At 30.6% G+C, this 18,493-nt stretch carries 20 protein-coding genes; 19 read left to right on the top strand and 1 reads right to left on the bottom strand.

Annotated features, from left to right (window positions below):
- Positions 1-117: 117 nt before the first annotated feature.
- From BG262_RS09230 to BG262_RS09215, 4 genes are read left to right on the top strand one after another with little or no spacing between them, the layout of a single operon-like run.
- On the top strand, positions 118-771 hold the full coding sequence (locus BG262_RS09230; RefSeq protein ID WP_070788609.1) for a phosphatase PAP2 family protein: 654 nt from the start codon (positions 118-120) through the stop codon (positions 769-771).
- Positions 768-1,691 carry a tRNA modification radical SAM protein MnmL/YtqA gene (mnmL, locus tag BG262_RS09225; RefSeq protein ID WP_070788608.1) on the top strand — a complete coding sequence of 308 codons (924 nt, stop codon included), beginning with the start codon at positions 768-770 and terminating at the stop codon, positions 1,689-1,691. Before BG262_RS09230 ends, mnmL begins: the two co-directional genes overlap by 4 nt.
- Positions 1,692-1,698: 7 nt before the next feature.
- Entirely contained in the window at positions 1,699-2,241 is a 543-nt protein-coding gene (mnmM, locus tag BG262_RS09220) for a tRNA 5-(aminomethyl)-2-thiouridylate-methyltransferase MnmM (RefSeq protein WP_070788607.1), read from the top strand.
- A gap of 11 nt (positions 2,242-2,252) precedes the next feature.
- Positions 2,253-2,669, top strand: coding sequence for a hypothetical protein (locus BG262_RS09215; protein WP_070788606.1), 417 nt, complete (start codon positions 2,253-2,255; stop codon positions 2,667-2,669).
- A 42-nt stretch (positions 2,670-2,711) separates the two neighbouring features.
- Here BG262_RS09215 and mscL read toward each other — a convergent pair whose 3' ends face one another.
- A complete protein-coding gene (gene mscL, locus BG262_RS09210; protein WP_070788654.1) occupies positions 2,712-3,092 on the bottom strand; it encodes a large conductance mechanosensitive channel protein MscL in 381 nt (126 codons plus the stop codon).
- 264 nt (positions 3,093-3,356) lie between these two features.
- On the opposite strand from mscL, the gene BG262_RS09205 reads away from it, so the two are divergent.
- The 15 genes from BG262_RS09205 to BG262_RS10620 form a co-directional block, all read left to right on the top strand.
- Entirely contained in the window at positions 3,357-4,451 is a 1,095-nt protein-coding gene (locus BG262_RS09205; protein ID WP_070788605.1) for a hypothetical protein, read from the top strand.
- Positions 4,452-4,478: 27 nt separating this feature from the next.
- Positions 4,479-5,393, top strand: a complete 915-nt coding sequence (locus BG262_RS09200) for an LCP family glycopolymer transferase (RefSeq protein WP_070788604.1) — start codon at positions 4,479-4,481, stop codon at positions 5,391-5,393.
- A gap of 24 nt (positions 5,394-5,417) precedes the next feature.
- Complete coding sequence (locus BG262_RS09195) at positions 5,418-6,248, top strand: YveK family protein (RefSeq protein WP_070788603.1); 831 nt, start codon at positions 5,418-5,420, stop codon at positions 6,246-6,248.
- 12 nt (positions 6,249-6,260) lie between these two features.
- Positions 6,261-6,962, top strand: a complete 702-nt coding sequence (locus BG262_RS09190; RefSeq protein ID WP_070788602.1) for a CpsD/CapB family tyrosine-protein kinase — start codon at positions 6,261-6,263, stop codon at positions 6,960-6,962.
- Between the two features lie 19 nt (positions 6,963-6,981).
- Positions 6,982-7,758, top strand: a complete 777-nt coding sequence (locus BG262_RS09185) for a tyrosine-protein phosphatase (RefSeq protein ID WP_070788601.1) — start codon at positions 6,982-6,984, stop codon at positions 7,756-7,758.
- A gap of 16 nt (positions 7,759-7,774) precedes the next feature.
- Positions 7,775-8,473: a sugar transferase gene (locus BG262_RS09180; RefSeq protein WP_070788600.1), complete on the top strand. Its 699-nt coding sequence runs from the start codon at positions 7,775-7,777 to the stop codon at positions 8,471-8,473.
- Between the two features lie 23 nt (positions 8,474-8,496).
- A complete protein-coding gene (cps2T, locus tag BG262_RS09175) occupies positions 8,497-9,672 on the top strand; it encodes a beta 1-4 rhamnosyltransferase Cps2T (protein ID WP_070788599.1) in 1,176 nt (391 codons plus the stop codon).
- Positions 9,662-10,495 carry a LicD family protein gene (locus BG262_RS09170; protein WP_070788598.1) on the top strand — a complete coding sequence of 278 codons (834 nt, stop codon included), beginning with the start codon at positions 9,662-9,664 and terminating at the stop codon, positions 10,493-10,495. The genes cps2T and BG262_RS09170 overlap by 11 nt, the downstream gene beginning before the upstream one ends.
- On the top strand, positions 10,488-11,456 hold the full coding sequence (locus tag BG262_RS09165) for a glycosyltransferase (protein ID WP_070788597.1): 969 nt from the start codon (positions 10,488-10,490) through the stop codon (positions 11,454-11,456). The genes BG262_RS09170 and BG262_RS09165 overlap by 8 nt, the downstream gene beginning before the upstream one ends.
- Before the next feature lie 70 nt (positions 11,457-11,526).
- Positions 11,527-12,540: a glycosyltransferase family 2 protein gene (locus BG262_RS09160; protein WP_070788596.1), complete on the top strand. Its 1,014-nt coding sequence runs from the start codon at positions 11,527-11,529 to the stop codon at positions 12,538-12,540.
- On the top strand, positions 12,537-13,622 hold the full coding sequence (locus BG262_RS09155) for a glycosyltransferase (protein ID WP_070788595.1): 1,086 nt from the start codon (positions 12,537-12,539) through the stop codon (positions 13,620-13,622). The genes BG262_RS09160 and BG262_RS09155 overlap by 4 nt, the downstream gene beginning before the upstream one ends.
- Before the next feature lie 37 nt (positions 13,623-13,659).
- Positions 13,660-14,535 carry a glycosyltransferase family 2 protein gene (locus BG262_RS09150; protein ID WP_070788594.1) on the top strand — a complete coding sequence of 292 codons (876 nt, stop codon included), beginning with the start codon at positions 13,660-13,662 and terminating at the stop codon, positions 14,533-14,535.
- A 27-nt stretch (positions 14,536-14,562) separates the two neighbouring features.
- Complete coding sequence (locus tag BG262_RS09145) at positions 14,563-15,801, top strand: hypothetical protein (protein WP_070788593.1); 1,239 nt, start codon at positions 14,563-14,565, stop codon at positions 15,799-15,801.
- The gene (locus BG262_RS09140; RefSeq protein WP_070788592.1) at positions 15,798-17,225 is read left to right on the top strand and encodes a flippase; all 1,428 of its coding nucleotides are present in this window, start codon (positions 15,798-15,800) and stop codon (positions 17,223-17,225) included. Before BG262_RS09145 ends, BG262_RS09140 begins: the two co-directional genes overlap by 4 nt.
- Before the next feature lie 112 nt (positions 17,226-17,337).
- A partial coding sequence (locus tag BG262_RS10620) for a CHAP domain-containing protein (protein ID WP_143602681.1) occupies positions 17,338-18,493 on the top strand: 1,156 nt, incomplete at its 3' end.

Raw genomic sequence — 18,493 nt, 5'->3', positions numbered from 1 at the left:
TGATGTCAGTTTTTAAATGAAATCAACTATCTATATAAACTTATCCACATGTTAATAAGATGAAAGACTATATTTAAAAATCTTGTAAGCTAATTCCAAAATGTTATAATAATCTTTATGAAAAATAAATTATATTACCGATTTACGGCTAGTGTCCTTTTACTAGTCCTTATGTTTTTAGGTTACACAATAAAATTTTACCCAGACACAGTTAAACCATTTGATAGCGCTATTCAAAATTGGGCATTTTCATTACGTAGTGATTCAATGACTAGTTTCCTTAAGTTCTTTACAGGGATTGTTAATCCAATTTCAATTATTATTATAATGATTGTTTTAATATTATTGTTTATCTGGCGTAAGTGGTATAGTGAATCAGTTTTTCTAGCTGGTAATTTTATTTTAGTATCAGGAATATTAAATCCGATTTTAAAATATGTATATAATCGAAGTAGACCAGATGGAGTGCATTTAGTACATGAAACAACACTTTCGTTTCCAAGTGGGCACGCGGCAACTTCAATGGTAGTATTTCTATCTTTGTTTTTTATCTTCTCTGCTAGATTAAAAACAAGATCTTCAAAAACCATACTTGCGATAGCTTTAGGACTAATTGTATTAATCGTTGGTTTTTCACGAATTTATCTGGGAGTACATTATCCTACTGATATTATCGGTGGATATTTGTTGGCAAGTGGGTGTGTATTATATGCGTATCCCTATTATGACGCTTGGCGTTTTCAACTACGATTTAAGGGAGAGCAAAAATGACCCAAAAGTCTTATACTACTTGGAACGAATACTTGCGAGCTAACTTTGGCCAAAAGATATTTAAAGTACCGATTGATGCAGGATTCGACTGCCCTAACCGAGATGGTACTGTTGCTTCAGGAGGTTGCACCTTTTGTTCGGTATCCGGTTCGGGAGATATGATTGTGGCGCCAGAGCAACCTATCCCCGTACAATTTGAGAAGGAAGTTGAATTTCTCCACAAAAAGTGGAAAGGTGTAAAGAAATATATTGTATACTTCCAAAACTTTACTAACACTCATGCTCCAGTTGAGGTATTGCGTGAGCGTTTTGAACAGGCTGTCAGTATGTCAGATGTGGTAGGAATAAATATTGGTACACGTCCTGACTGTTTACCACCAGAAACTATTGACTATCTGGCAGAGCTAAACGAGCGAATGACCGTCTGGGTCGAGCTAGGTCTTCAAACTACTTATCAAGAGACCAGCGACCTTATAAATCGTGCTCACGACTATCAAACTTACCTAGATGGTGTAAAAAATTTACGAGCTAGAGGTATCCTTGTATGCACTCATTTGATAAATGGTTTACCAGGTGAAACTAAGGGAATGATGATTGAGAATGTAAGGCGTACAGTTGAGGATAGTGATATACAGGGAATTAAGTTACACTTGCTTCATTTGATGAGAAATACCCGAATGCAAAGAGACTATCATGAAGGACGTTTACAACTTTTATCACAGGAAGAATATGTGGATATTATATGTGATCAGCTAGAAATTATTCCAAAAGATATAATTATCCACAGATTAACAGGAGATGCACCAAGAGACTCATTAATTGGTCCAATGTGGAGCTTGAAAAAATGGGAAGTATTAAATGCTATTGATTCTGAGATGGAACGACGTGGAAGTATACAAGGATGCAAAATTAGGAGGTAATTAGTATATGTTAAGCCCGCTAAAAATGGCACATTATTGGCTTAAGGAGATAATTGAGCCTGATGATATAGTTATAGATGCTACTATGGGAAACGGTTTTGATACGATTTTTTTAGCTCAGTTAACTAAAAAAGTTTATTCTTTTGATGTCCAGGAGGCTGCAATAGTTTCTACACAAGAAAAACTTGTGGAAAATAAATTAGAAGGCCAACTTATCCTTGATGGGCATGAAAATGTGGATAAGTATGTGGATAAAGTAGTTAAAGCAGCAATATTTAATCTTGGTTATCTGCCTAAAAGTGATAAATCAATAATTACTAAGGCCTCTACAACCCTTGTAGCACTAAGAAAAATTCTTACAATGATGGAAAAGAGCTCACGCTTAGCAATTATGGTATACTATGGACATGAAGGTGGAAGCGAAGAAAAGGTATCTGTGGAAAACTTTGTGGAAAACTTAGAACAAAAAGAATATCAAGTTATGAAATATGGGGCTATGAATCAAAAGAACACTCCCCCTTTTCTAATAATGATTGAAAAACTAAAATAAAGAGGTGTAAAATGAACAAAGAAAAATTCGAAGAAAAAGCAAGTCAACAAGCATTACCTGTAATGATTGAATTTAAGGACCAAGTTTTTCCCTTACTTTTTGAAAAACAAACTCCATATGCATGCTTAACTTTTTCAAAAGAAGCAATTGAATTAAATGATATTAATCCAATTACAAACAAAAAAGGAAAAGCTTTCGGTGGATGGATTTATTCAGACATTAAAAGAATTGAATTTTTATCAGTTCCTAAAAACTTTGGAGTAGTTATTGGTAATCAAGGTGTACCTAATAATTTAGGACTAAAAATTATCTTTAAAAATGGAAATGTTTATGGTGTTGAGTGTGAAGATATGAATGTAGCACCTTTACTTATCGACTTCTTACCAGAACATGGAATTGAAGTAGCAGATAGATTATTAGATAAATAAAAAAATGACTTATCGATTTGATAAGTCATTTTTTTAAACCAATTATTTTTGATTTTTTAACAAATCACGAATTTCAGTAAGAAGGACAGTTTGTTCATCAATCTCTTCTTTTTCTTCTTCTTCCTTACTCTTAGGACCCATAACTTTGTTAACGCCTTTAACAATTATGAAAATTACAAACGCTGTAATTAAGAATGAAACTACACTATTAATGAAATCTCCAATACCAAATGTTGCACCAAGAATCTTAACATTAAATTGTTCAAATGTTTTGTCACCAGTAGAAAATAGTCCAAGAATCGGTGTTAAAATATTTTTTGTAAGTGATTTAACAATATCAGTAAAAGCACCACCAATGATAACCCCAACAGCTAGGTCTAAAACATTACCTTGCATGATAAATTCTTTGAATTCCTGCGCCATCTTTTTAAACATAAAAAATTTCCTCCAAATTATTCCAATAATACGTTAATAGTATCATAATTTAGCTTGCAAAAAAAGTAAAAAGGTATTTAATATAGTTATAGGTCTGTTATTTAATAAATAAAAGATAAAAGATATAAATCCGTATAACCCTTTATTTAATAGAGTATAAGAAAAAGTAAAAAAAAAGTAATTAATAAGGTCTTTAATAGTAATATAGTTTAGTGTATAATAGTAAAGATTTATTGTATAAGGATGGAGAAGATGAAAAATACGTTGTCAAAAACACTACTATTATTAGTAGTAGGTGGAGTTGCACTGGCTGTTTGTTTCTTTGGTTATAAGGCCAAATCAGACTCAGTCAGAAAGCAAAAAATTGAATATGCTCAGGAAACTGCTAAGAAGGAAAGTGCTAATATAAGGGCAATAAAGACTAGAGTTGAAAAATTCTATGTAAATTCCTCTCATGATACATTATTAAATAATGTGACAAAAGAAAATGTCAAAAAAGAATATGATAAGCTTGGTTCAATAAAGATATCAGCTCAAGATTTCGGAGTACCTGAAAATGGATTGACTTCTGATGTTAAAGAGTTGGGTAAAGAAAAGGAAGAAACTCAAAAGCTTATTAATGACGTACAGGATAAATTAAATATGCAAACGAGTATTAGTAATTTATTTGAAGGCGGTGTTAAAGACTGGCAAGCTGAAGCGCCAGCAGAAGTAACTAACAATTTAGCAATAAAAGATAATGTCAAAAAAGACTCACTTACTAGTCTAAAAGATGAGGTAAGTACTAAAGATGGTTTATGGAATAAAATTGCGAACAAATATTTATCAATTGCTCAAACACAAGTTGCTCAAGCAGAAGATGTTGAAAAATTAATTTCTAAAATGATTAAAGATGGCAAAATAACTAAAGATGCAACTACTGAAAACTATAGCTTGCTTTTATCTAAGATTGATAATATTAAAAATACTAAATTAAAAAATAAGTATTCAGAGCAAGCGGCTAATATTTATAGCCAAATGGTGTCAAATGTAGAAGCTACTCCAGTTGAATCAAAAGAACCAGCTGAACCAGTGGTTACTCAACCGACTGAAGCCCCAGTTGTTCAAGAATCTGCAGTTGAACAAAATCAAGCGGTTCAACAGAATAATACAGTCCCTAATGGACAGCCAGTTGAGACACCAAATCAAGGAACGCAAACTGGAAATGTTAATCAGCCAAATACAAATCAACCAAATACAAATCCAGGAAATAATGCGACGGATCCAAATGCAGTTGCACCTACTACACCTGCAAATCCAGTAGTACCGAATCAAGGTAATGCATCAAATGGAAGTGGAACAAATTGATAAGTTTGAAAGGTAAGTTGAAACATAATGTCGAAAACTAAAAAAATAATAATAACACTTTTATCTATTGTTGCAGTAATTCTGATATTTGTTGGTGCTATTTCAGCCAAAATGTATACAGATGTAGCGAAGTCGGTTGACAAAACTTTTGCCAAAGTGGACAGAAAAGACACACGCCAAGTAGACTTGAAAAAGAAGCAACCATTCTCAGTTTTACTGATGGGAATAGATACCGGTGAGCTTGGACGAATTGAACAAGGACGTTCAGATTCAATGATGGTTGCAACTGTTAATCCAAATCAGAAGCAGACAACAATTGTGAGCATCCCTCGAGATACTTATACAGAAATTGTCGGACGAGGTACCATGGACAAAATAAATCATGCCTATGCATTCGGTGGAGTCTCTATGTCTATGGATACGGTTCAAAAATTATTAGATATTCCTATTGATCACTATATTTCAATCAATATGAAAGGATTGGAAGAGCTTGTTGATGCCGTTGGAGGTGTAGAAGTAAACAATACATTAGCTTTTAGTTATGAAGGAAATGACTATCCAGTTGGGACCCTTGAATTGAACGGGCAGCAAGCACTTGGATATACACGAATGCGTTATGATGATCCAAATGGTGATTACGGTCGACAAGAAAGACAACGTAAGGTTATTACAGCAATTGGGAAAAAACTTGCCTCAGTGTCTACTGCTTCAAAATACCAAACTATCTTAAAGTCAATGGAAGATAACGTAAGAACAGATTTAACTTTTGAACAAATCAAAACAATTGTGTTAGACTATTCATCAGCTTTTGATAATGTAGTTGATGAACAGATGAAGGGTGAGGGAGTTATGCGGGATGGGGTTTCGTATCAAGATATTCCGGCATCTGAGTTAAATCGTATTCAAACAGTTTTGAAGAAACAATTGGAAATAGAAAAATAATATAATTAAAAGGAAGAGTGTAAAATGGAAGAAACGATTAGTGTACACGATATTTTTCAAATTTTGAAAAAAAGGGCATTTCTGATTATCATTAGTATGCTTATTGGCTTAGGAATTGCAGGATTTTTAACATTTTTTGTAATGACTCCTAAATATAGTTCGGAGTCGCAATTGATTGTAACTTTACCACAAGATGATAGACAAACAAATAATGCCAATGATGTCAATGGTAATCTACAAATGATTAATACTTATAAGTCATTAATCACTGGTGATTTAGTTATTAATCAAGTGAAGGACCGTATGTCTTCAGACTATGGTATCAACATGACTCAGGAAGAGCTTCGTAAAGCGATTAAAGTAAATCAAACTCAAAATTCTCTAATGTTTGCAATTAATGCTACAACTGACAATGCTTCAAAATCTGAGGAAATTGCTAATTTAACTGCAGAAGTTTTTCAAGAGAATGCAAAGGATGTAATGAATGTCGATAAGATTTCGATTATTTCCAAAGCTACTGCTAATATGAATCCTGTTTCACCAAGTGTTAAGAAAAATCTAGCGATAGGCTTAGCACTTGGAATGATTGTTGGAGTGGGGTTAGCATTCTTATCTGAACAATTTGATAGAACAGTAAAGGACTCTAAATACATTACTGATAATCTGGCATTCACACTTTTGGGTACAGTACCTGAAATGTCTGCTAAGGAGATTGCTGAGACTAATAGAGGAGTTCAGCTTGAAAGAGAAGCTCATTCAATCAATCAAACAGGTCCTCAAAAACCAACAAGAGTTGAACGAGAATCGTCTAGTGACAATGACAACCAAAAACGAAGAAGAAGATCAAGGGTTTAAGGAGAGTAAATAATGGCTAAAAAGAATACTAGAAAAAAAGATACAACGCATGCCGTTAGTTTAATTACTTTAGCTGATGCATCTTCACCAGTATCGGAACAGTATCGTACAATTCGTACTAATATACAATTTGCTTCAACTATTAATAATGAAATTAAAACAATGGTTATTACGTCTTCGGGACCCTCTGAAGGTAAATCTACAACATCAGCTAACTTAGCAGTAGTTTTTGCCAACTCGGGTCAGAAGGTTCTGATTGTCGATGCTGATATGCGAAAACCAACAGTTGCCAAGACATTTGCACTACCAAATATTGGAGGACTGAGTACCCTTCTAACAACTCCACAACATGTAACAGATATTGCGCAATATAGCGGAATTGAGAACCTATATGTTCTTACTAGTGGACCGAAACCACCTAATCCGTCTGAACTTCTTGGATCTATGAGAATGAATGAAATTCTTCAAGAAGCAAGAGATAATTATGATTTTGTAATTTTTGATATGCCGCCAGTTGTAGCAGTTACCGATGCTCAAATTATGGCTTCAAAGGTAGATGGTACACTCTTAGTTGTGCGTGAAAATGTATCAAGAAAAGATGCGCTACTTAAGGCAAAAAATCTATTACAAATGGTTAATGCTAATGTTTTAGGTGTTGTTTATAATGGTGCTAAAAATGTAGCAGACCAAGGATATTATTACTACGGGGCTTAATAATTAAAAAGGAGAAAATATGGGTGATTTAATTGATTTGCATTGTCATATTCTACCAGGGGTAGATGACGGAGCACAAACTATTGAAGATAGTATGGAAATGGCAAAGAAAGCTGTTAGTCAAGGAATTAGCCATATTTTGTGTACCCCTCATCATAACAATGGTAAGTATGATAATCCTTCATATAAGGTAATACCACGAGTCGCTGCTTTACAGGAAGAATTGGACAAGAGAGATATACCACTGACTGTCCTTGAGGGTCAAGAAGTAAGAATTACTGGTACTTTATTGGATGATATTAATCGTGATGAAATTCTTTTTACTGATTTAGATAATACCTATGTACTTATAGAATTTCCAACTATTGATGTTCCAAGTTATACAGAGCAACTTTTTGTAGAGTTATTGCTTAAGGGACATACACCTGTTATAGTTCATCCGGAAAGAAATGCTAAATTTAGGGAAGACCCAAATCGTCTGATAAAATTTTTAGATATGGGTGTTTTAGCACAACTGACTGCTCCAAGCTATGTCGGAACTTTTGGTAAATCTATTCAAAAGACTGCTAAGCAGATGGTGGAAAATAACTTAGTTCAAATGGTTGCATCAGATGCTCATAATTTAAAACATCGTGATTTTTACCTTAAAGAAGCCTTTCAACAAATTGAAAAAGATTTTGGTAAAGAGAAAGCTGATTGTATGAAGCAAGTTGCTAGAGATCTTTTGAATGGTGATAAGGTTCAAATGCCTGAGTACTATGAAATTAATAAGAAGAAAAAATTTGGGATTTTTTGAAAAGTAGGAGACTTTTATGGAAAAAAGTTTAGAGATTGAAAGAGCTAATATGAATAAGGAGAGAAGTTATACTCAGACAATAATAAATACTGAAGACTTAAATTCAAAAAAATTTTTTAAGTTTGTTAAAAGAATTGCTGACATAGGAATAAGTTCTGTTGGTTTGTTAATTTCATTACCCGTAATTGCAATTACTGCTATTGCGATGAAAATTGAGGAACCCAAAGGGCCAGTTTTCTTTTCCCAGACTCGAATTGGTAAAAATGAAAAAGAATTTACTATGTACAAAGTTCGGTCTATGTGTGTAGATGCAGAAAAGAAGCTTCATAATTTACTTGAACAAAATGAACTCCAAGGTGCAATGTTTAAGATGAAGGAAGATCCACGTGTTACTAAAGTTGGAAAATTTATTAGAAAAACAAGTATCGATGAATTACCACAGCTATGGAATGTATTAAAAGGTGATATGTCTATTGTTGGTCCAAGGCCACCTCTTCCTAGAGAAGTTGCTAAATATACTAATTATGATAAGCAAAGATTATTGGTTAAGCCAGGATGTACAGGATTGTGGCAAGTCAATGAAAGAAATTCTACTGGTTTTGATGGTATGCTTAGAAGAGATTTGGAGTATATAGATACTATGTCGGTATCAACAGATACCAAGATAATATTAAAAACATTTAAGGTAATTCTTTTGCCTAATGATGTGTCGTAGATAGGGATATTATGGAGAAAAAAATGAGGAATATATATATTATAGGCTCTAAGGGTATTCCGGCTAAATATGGTGGTTTTGAGACATTTGTCGATAAATTAGTAGAGAATCAACACAGCAAAGATATAAAATATTTTGTTGCTTGTACATCGGAAAATTCTAAGAAATCAAACATAACTGAAGAGTATTTTAACTATAAGGGTGCGAATTGTTTTAATATTGACGTTCCGAATATCGGACCAGCTAAAGCAATATACTATGATATTGAAGCATTAAAAACTTCGATTAAGCTGGCACAGAAAAATAAAGATGAATCTCCTATTTTTTATGTTTTAGCCTGTAGAATAGGCCCGTTTATTGCCAAGTATAAAAAGAAAATTGAAAAATTAGGAGGCACTCTTTTAGTAAATCCGGATGGTCATGAGTGGCTAAGAGCAAAATGGAGTTATCCTGTTAGAAGATATTGGAAGTATTCGGAACAATTGATGGTAAAACATTCTGATATGCTTGTATGTGATAGTAGAAACATCGAAAAATATATTAAAGAAGATTACATGAAGTATAGCCCAAATACTATATATATAGCATATGGTACTGAGACTGAAAAATCCAAATTGATATCTAATTCAAACGATGTAAGGAAATGGTTTAACGAAAAAGAAATAATTGAGGATCAATATTATTTAGTTGTTGGTCGTTTTGTACCGGAGAATAACTTTGAATCAATGATAAGAGAATTTATAAAGTCAGATAGTAAGAAAGACTTTGTTCTTATTACTAATGTTGAACAAAATAAATTTTATGAAAAGCTAAAAAATGAAACCCATTTTGAACAAGATAAACGGATTAAATTTGTTGGAACTGTTTATGATCAAGAACTGCTTAAATATATAAGAGAAAATGCTTTTTCATATATACACGGGCACGAAGTGGGAGGAACTAATCCATCTCTTTTAGAAGCGCTTTCATCAACGAAACTAAATTTATTACTAGATGTTGGCTTCAATAAAGAGGTTGGCGAAGATGGGGCATTATATTGGAAGAAGGATAATCTTCACAATCTTATTAATGATATTGAGGATGAGAAAATAAAAATTGATGGTTTAGAAAATAAAGCAAAAGAAATTATGCATGAAAAATTTTCGTGGGATAAGATTGTTAATTCGTATGAAGAGGTATTTTTAAATTATGGAAGATAACCAAAGAAGAATGCAATTTGTTGAGCTAGATATTTTTAAAGAATTTTGTAAAATAGTTGAAAAGCATAACCTTACATATTATGCACTTGGTGGTTCAATGCTTGGTGCGGTAAGACATGAGGGCTTTATTCCATGGGATGATGATATAGACTTAGGAATGCCAAGGGAAGATTATGAAAAATTCATAAATGAGTACTATAAAGAGCTTCCGAAAAATTTAAAAATTAGAAATTTTAAAACTGATAGTACATATAGATATTATATTACAAGAATTCAAGATACGAATTATAAAGTGATTGAAAAACGAAATAAGGATATAGAATCATTTACCTACATCAGTATTGATATCTTTCCTTTGGATGGTTTACCTAATAATAAAATAAGAAAATTTGTTCATGAAAACAGAGTTATGTATCATAGAATGAAGATGGCGTTAGGAAACTTCGATACTATAGATAAAGAGAGAAAAAGAAATCTAGCTGAAAAAATAATTATTTCAATATCTAAAGTAATTCCTGTAACAAAAATTTTCAATCCTAACAATGAAAAATATAAGATCGATAGTCTATTGAAAAAGTATTCAATTAATGATAGTAATTTTGTTAGCAATATGATGGGTGCTTATAGAAAAAAAGAAATAACTCCCCAAAGTGTAGTTGGTATGGGTGAGACTTATAAATTTGAAGACACATCTATAAGAGGTTTTAAAGATTATGACAAATATTTGACATCATTGTATGGGGATTATATGAAGCTTCCTTCAAAAGAAGAAAGAACTGCAAAAGAACATTTTGAAATTTTGAGGGATGATATTGATGAGTGATATGATTATGCTCTCAATAGTAATACCGGTATATAATGGTAGTGAGTACATCGATAAGTGTCTAATGTCCATAAAAGAGCAACTATTCACTAATTTTGAGGTAATTATTGTAGATGATGGTTCATCTGATAGCTCCTCTCTTATTATTGATAACTTTGTACAAACAGATAATAGATTCCAGTATCACTATCAAAAGAATAAAGGTGTTTCCGCAGCTAGAAATAAGGGAATTTCTTTAGCTAAAGGAAAATATCTGACATTTATAGATGTAGATGATTATTATTCTAATAATCGGCTTTATAATTTTGAAGAGAATATTAATAACTGTGACTATATATTAACTAATTTTAATTATATTCATGTAAATAATGGCAATAAGAATGTAATTAACAAATTTAGTATTGTGAAAGATTTGTATATTGATGATATTTATAGAAATATAATTGAAAACAAGGAAATATATAGTTACTGCTGGAATAAATATTATGTAACGGATATTATAAAAAAAAATAATATTTATTTCAAGGAAAATATAAAGTATGGAGAGGACTTAGTTTTTAATATTGAGTATATACAACATACTAATGATGTTAAGATACTAAATGATTATACATATAACTATGTTTATCAAGCAAGTAGTGCAACGTTTTCGAAAAATTTAAATTCTTTAAGAAATAAAGCCACATACTTAGATGCAATTGAATTAGTGTTAAATTATCAAATACCAAATTCATCTAGGGAAAATTTGAAAACTAGATATTTAATTGAGGGAAGTAAAATATACAGAGACTTGATGGTACTAAATGAGAAAAAAATTGCAAATCAGTTAAGAAAGAGGATAATTTTATTTAAAATAGAAAATTTATCTAGTGATAAATTAAATTTCAAAAATTATGTATATTATTTTCTGAATTTAAATTTTCCTAGATTTTCAAAGTGGTTGGTAAATACTTTAAACTAAATTTAATTATATTATGTTTGGTTTCGAATTAATAAGTATATAATTTTTAATAATACAGTGAGGTAGTAACTTGTTTTCTGATGAAGTGATAATTTCAATAATAATTCCCGTTTATAATTCTGAAAAATATATTTCAAGATGTTTAAAGTCAATTAGTGAGCAAAAATATAAGAATTTTGAGGTTATTGTAGTGGATGATGGATCAACAGATTCCAGTGCTGAAATCATAAAAAAATATACAGAAACTGATGATAGAATTAAATACTTGTACCAGGATAATCAAGGCGTTTCTGTTGCACGTAATAATGGTTTAGGGAATATTACTGGTAAGTATGTTACTTTTTTAGATTCCGATGATTATTATGAATCTGATAGACTCCAAAATTTTATTGATTTTGGGGTAGGGTATGATTTAACTTTTACAGGATATAAATTAACTACTGATCAAGGTAAATTAATAAAAGAATTTAATAGAGAATCATCATCTATAAATAAATCTGAAGTGAATGATTTGCTTGTTAATGATAAGATCGTTTATGGGTATTGTTGGAACAAATATTACCTTGCTGATATTATCAAATATAATAGCCTTTTATTCAAAAAAGAATTGGATTTTGCAGAAGATTTAATTTTCAATCTTGAATTCGCTCAAAAATCTAATAATTATAAATATTTAAAAGATTCTAGTTACATATATGTCAGAAGTGAGAATTCTATTACAAAAGGAGAAACTGTAGATTTATATAGAAAACGTCTGACACATCTTATAGCAATTGAAAAAGCTTTAGAGTTTGATATAAACACTGAATCAAGACAAAAGCTTTATCGAGAATACTTTATCCTAGGAAGTCGTATTTATAAAAATTTTTTTCTTGATGAAAATGTACCTAAAAAAGAGACAACAAATGTAAAAAGAAAATTAGTGCAATATTATAGATATTCTAGCTCTACTACTCAATATAAAATTTTGAGTAATAGGGATTATCTGAAATATTCTATTAATTTACATTTTCCAATTATTGCGTATTACCTTAAACTAATACCTAATAAGCTAAAGAATTTGATGGGAAGAGGTGGACGTTGAATATAGCAGTTTTAATTCCATATATGTCAGGTAAGGGAGGTACTGAAACAGTTGTTAATAATTGGAAAGATAACTTCAGTACCTATTGTCCCAATATAAAATTAGATTTTATATTGCCCGAGGGTTCTATTGATGGGAACTGGATAGAGTATACTGATAATGTTAAAGTAATTGACAAATTTAAATCAAATAAATACAATTATCGCTTTAGAAATATTGGATATATATGGCCACTATATTATTTTTTAAGGAAAGATTATGATGTGGTTGTATGTTTAAGTACAAAGATGATAAAGTATTGTAAACTAATGAAGAGAATTTTCAAATTAAAGTTTAAAATTGTTTCATGGATACATTTTTCTTTAAATCATGAATCTTTAGTGAAAAAAATAGACTTAATAAAATCAGATTATCACTTTGCGATTAGTAAAGGAATTAGTAAGCAATTAACTGAAGAGGGAGTAGAACCAGAAAGAATTTTTTTTGTTGGGAATCCTATTTCCATTAAAAACATTACAATTTCTCCATCAAACAAATTGAATAATAAATTTATTTATATTGGTAGATTACAATTGGATTCTCAAAAAAATTTCCGGCAAATTCTTGACGTTTTTTCAAATAATAATATAGAAGGAAATTGGCAGTTGGATGTTTACGGAACTGGTGATGACTATGTTGAAATAAAAAAAATTATTTCAGAAAATAATTTAGAAGACAGAATAATACTGCATGGTTGGGTATCTTCTCCATTCAATGAAATAAAAGAAGCTGACTATTTGCTATTATCATCAAATTATGAAGGTTTTCCTATGGTGCTCTTAGAGGCAATTTCATATGGAATACCGTGTATTAGTTCAAATTGTCCGACAGGTCCTGAAGATATTATAAATAGTACAAATGGATATCTTTTCCCAGTTGGAGATAACGAGCAATTTGAAGAAATAATACATAAAGTTTTAACAGAACACGAATCAAGTTTCAAAACTAGTGAAGTTAAAAAATCAATTAAGAACTTTTATGAAGAAAGTTATTATAGAAATATTTATATGTTTTTGAACCAAATTACTGGGGAAGATTCGTAATATTAACGTATTTAGCGAAAGGATATAATGGTTAAGAATGAATAATATTGCCGTAGTTGTTACATATAATAAATTAGAGCTACTCAGAGAATGTATAGAAGCTCTTGAGAGTCAAACAATAAAATTGAATAAACTAGTTGTTTTGGATAATGCTAGTACTGATTCAACGAAAGATTATTTACTAAGCAAAAAGTCAGACAATTTTATTCCTATTTTTTCCGAAGAAAATTTAGGAGGAGCTGGTGGTTTTAATTTAGCGATAAAAGAAGCAATGAGGTATGAATCAGATAATATATGGATTATGGATGATGATACAATTGTAAAGAATGATGCACACGAAAAACTAATTAATAAAGCGAAATTTTTACAAGGTGATTATGGATTTCTTGCATCAAATGTTCTATGGGTAGATAATCAACCTTGTCTAATGAATATACCAGCTGTTGCTAGAAAATGGAATTCTAAAGCAATAAACGAGATTATTGAGATTAAAAGTTCCTCATTTGTTTCTTTATTTGTTAATACAAAGTCTATAAAGCAAGTCGGATATCCAATTAAGGAGTTTTTTATTTGGGGCGATGATGTTGAATACACTGAGCGAATTTCTAAAGTATATCCATCTTATTTCGTTGCAGACAGTGTTGCAATTCACAAAATGGCATCCAATGCCACAGTAGACATAATGATAGAGGACAAAGGAAGAGTTCCTAGATACTTTTATGATATTAGAAATAAATTCTATAGAGCGAAAAAAGAAGGTAGTAAAGCAGTCGTAAAATATATCTTTAAAACTCATTTACTAATCTTGAAAATACTATTTTCATCAACTAACAATAAAATACTAAAAATTAAAACTATCTACAAAGGTTTTTTATCTGGTATTTATTTCAACCCCAAGATTGAAAAGTATTAATACAAAATAAATTGGAGATAATTAATTATGAATACTGAAATAAAAAATAGGAGATATTCTTCAAGATATTCAAAACCTGTTTTACTATTTATGCTCGCATATTTTATTGCTTTTTCATCTGATTTTATAAGTATGACTATGTTTGTGCAAAAACTACCAGGTATGTTTTTTAAAGGCATGACCTTGCTTTCCATTGCAATATCAATCTATAAGATTTATTTTTTTGATACATTCAAAAGAAAAGAGATAATTATTTATTTTACAATACTAGTTATACTGTTGGCAGATTACTTTAAGTATGGAGGATTTGTATTTTTGCAATTATTTATACTAGCAATTGCTGCAAGGGATATTGATAGACATACTATTTTGAAATTTTCTGCTGTTTACTTATTTATTTCAATTTTCTTAATTTTCTGTTTAAGTGAACTTGGAGTTGTCGATAATTTATTGTTTATTAGATATTTAAATGGTAGGCAGATTATAAGACAATCTTTTGGAACGATCTACCCAACAGTTTTTGGTTCTATGATTTATTTTTTTGTATTACAATTTGTCTATATAAAAAAAAATAATAGTTACAGTTCTGTTTTTTTTATTGCTATTGTAGCATTAGTTATTAATAAATATACAGATAACAGGCTAGTTTTTTTGTTACTTATTTTCCTTATAGCCTATATAATATTAAATAATATATTTAATATTGAAAAAAACAATAGCAGAGTATTTACTTCAATTATGAAGTATACATTTTTAACATTTTCTATAATTATCCCTATTATATTTGTATACTTATGTTACAATTATAATCCATCTAGTAGATTTTATTATGAACTTAACAAGCTATTGAGTAATAGGGTGTATTTATCTTGGAAAGGATTTCAAGATTATCCCATTACTTTATTTGGACAAAAAGTTGCACAAAATGGTTGGGGGGGATTAAAAGAGGTTTCTGTAGGGTTTGTATATTTTTATTTAGATTCATTACCGATAAAATTATTATTATCAAATGGTATTTTTATGTTTATTATATATATTGTTTATAATTTTAGCTACTTGAAAGTTTTATTTCGAAATAAAAATATTAGATTGGCAGTTATAATCATATTTATCATTGCATACGATATAATAGATGAGAAGTCAATTAGAGTTTCATTAAATCCATTTTTAATTCTTTCACTTGGATATATTTTTGATTATCAAAAAATTAAAAATGATTCATCTGATATAAAAGGATTTGAGGATAAAAAAGGAATTATGTTATGAAACTAATAAAAAATTATATATACAACGTTGGTTATCAAATATTTGTTTTGATATTACCTTTAATAACTGTTCCTTATGTTTCAAGGGTTTTAGGCAGCGAAGGAGTAGGAATCAATGCCTTCACTAATTCAATAATATCGTACTTTATTTTATTTGGTAGTATTGGGATTAATCTGTATGGTAATCGAACAATTGCATACATTAGAAATGATAAAGAAAAGATTAGTCAGACATTCTGGGAAATAGCATTTTTAAGAATGATTACGATAACTTTAAGTTATATTATTTTTCTAATTTTTCTAGCGTTAGTGAGTAACTATAAGGTTTATTATTTTTATCAGTCCTTCTTAATTATTGCAGCAGGTCTTGATATTTCTTGGTTTTTTATGGGTATTGAGGACTTTAAAAAAACTATAACAAGAAATACTATTGTAAAAATTATCTCATTGATGGCAATTTTTACTTTTGTAAAAACAAGTTCGGATGTTGGAATATATATTCTTATTCTCAGTCTTTCGATACTTTTTGGTAATTTAACACTTTGGCCATATATGAAAAAGTTGGTTAATAAGCCAGATTTTTCTAAATTAAATTTAAAAAAACATATCAAGCCCTCATTAGCTCTTTTTGTTCCACAAGTTGCAACTCAAGTATACCTTGTTTTAAACAAAACAATGCTTGGTTTTTATTCTGGTGTTGAAGCCACTGGGTATTATGAGAATACTGATAAAATCGTAAAAATTGTTCTTGCTGTTGTAACAGCAACTGGGACAGTAATGCTTCCGCGTGTAGCAAATATTTTTGCAAATGGAGATAAAGATGGTGTTAAAAGGTATCTGTATAAATCATTTGACTTTGTAAGTGCTATCTGTTATCCAATGGCACTTGGTCTTGCTGCTATCGCACCTAAATTCACTATTTGGTTTCTGTCTGATGAATTTGCTGTTACGGCTAAATTATTACCAGTATTAAGTCTAGTAATTATACTAATTGGTTGGTCTAATGTTTTAGGTACTCAGTATTTATTACCCACTAATCAAAATCGCTACTTTACTACCTCTGTTGTTGTTGGAGCTTTAGCAAATTTAAGCTTAAATTTATTTTTAATCCCATCGCATGGTGTATATGGTGCTATATGGGCAACAGTGATTTCTGAATTTCTTGTAACAGCAGTTCAGGTATATTATGTGCGGACTAACTTAAATATTAAAATTTTATTTGGAGATAATTGGAAATATCTGATTGGCTCATTGATTATGTTTGGTATTGTTAGATTTATGAATATTAATATGAGTGGTACACTTAGTGGATTTTTAATTCAGTTCATGGTTGGTACAGTTATTTACACTTTAATAATCTTTATTATTAAAGCCCCAATTATTATACAGGTAAAAGAACTTTTGGCATCAAGAAATAAATACTAAATAATATTACAATTCAATAATATTTATAATCATTCCTTTTAACATGCTTGATAATATGTTAAATTAGAGGTGTATACGAAATAGTATGCACCAATTTTTTGCGAGGAGTTATATGAAAAATATTAAGAAAATTTTCCTCTCTGGCGTTGTTTTATCAACAATTGGAGTTGGGACAGTATTTATAGATGTACAAGATAGAAATGTAGGAACTATTACTGCTGAGGCAGCAATAGTTGGAGACGATTATCCTGCAAAATGGAAGAATCTCCCTTTAGGTGGAACTTATGATTCATGGGGAATGGCAACAAGATATTGCACTTCTTTTGTCGCGAATCGTTTAAGTGTGATGAATAAATTCAATATCAACCGTGCAGGTATGGATTGGAATGCTATTAATTGGGGATCTAATGCTCAGAGGCAGGGGTTTAAGGTTGATAAAAATCCTGCGGTTGGTTCAGTCGCATGGTGGGGTGCTGGCTATCATGTGGCTTGGGTAGCTGAAGTAAAGGGTGATAAAGTACTCATTGAAGAATATAACTGGGATTACAATGGAAATTATCATAGTAGGTGGATAAATAAATCTGCTGTTGATGGATATATTCATTTTAAGGATATTAATACACCACCTGTTACTCAACCAATACCACCAGCAAAATACAAGGTTGGACAAGAGGTTCAAATAAAGTCAACAGCAGGTGCTGAGACAAATGGGACGAGCTTATCTAATCATCGTAACTGGATTGGAAAAATAACTAAAGTTCAACCTGATAATAAGTGGTCATCACATTATTCATATCGTGTTGAATATAAATCAGGTAATCAAACAGTTAGTAACTGGTATGTCTCAGAGCAAGATTTAGTTTCTGTAAGTGCTTCTAAGTACAAGGTTGGACAGGAGGTTCAAATAAAGTCAACAGCAGGTGCTGAGACAAATGGGACGAGCTTATCAAATCGTCGTAACTGGATTGGAAAAATAACTAAAGTTCAACCTGATAATAAGTGGTCATCACATTATTCATATCGTGTTGAATATAAATCAGGTAATCAAACAGTTAGTAACTGGTATGTCTCAGAGCAAGATTTAGTTTCTGTAAGTGCTTCTAAGTATAAGGTTGGACAGGAAGTTCAAATAAAGTCAACGGCAGGTACTGAGACAAATGGAACTAGCTTATCAAATCGTCGTAACTGGATTGGAAAAATAACTAAAGTACAATCAGACAACAAGTGGTCTTCAGCTTATTCATATCGTGTTGAATATAAATCAGGTA

Source organism: Floricoccus penangensis, assembly GCF_001832885.1.
Classification (GTDB): domain Bacteria; phylum Bacillota; class Bacilli; order Lactobacillales; family Streptococcaceae; genus Floricoccus; species Floricoccus penangensis.
This window is presented reverse-complemented; position numbering and strand designations above follow the sequence as displayed.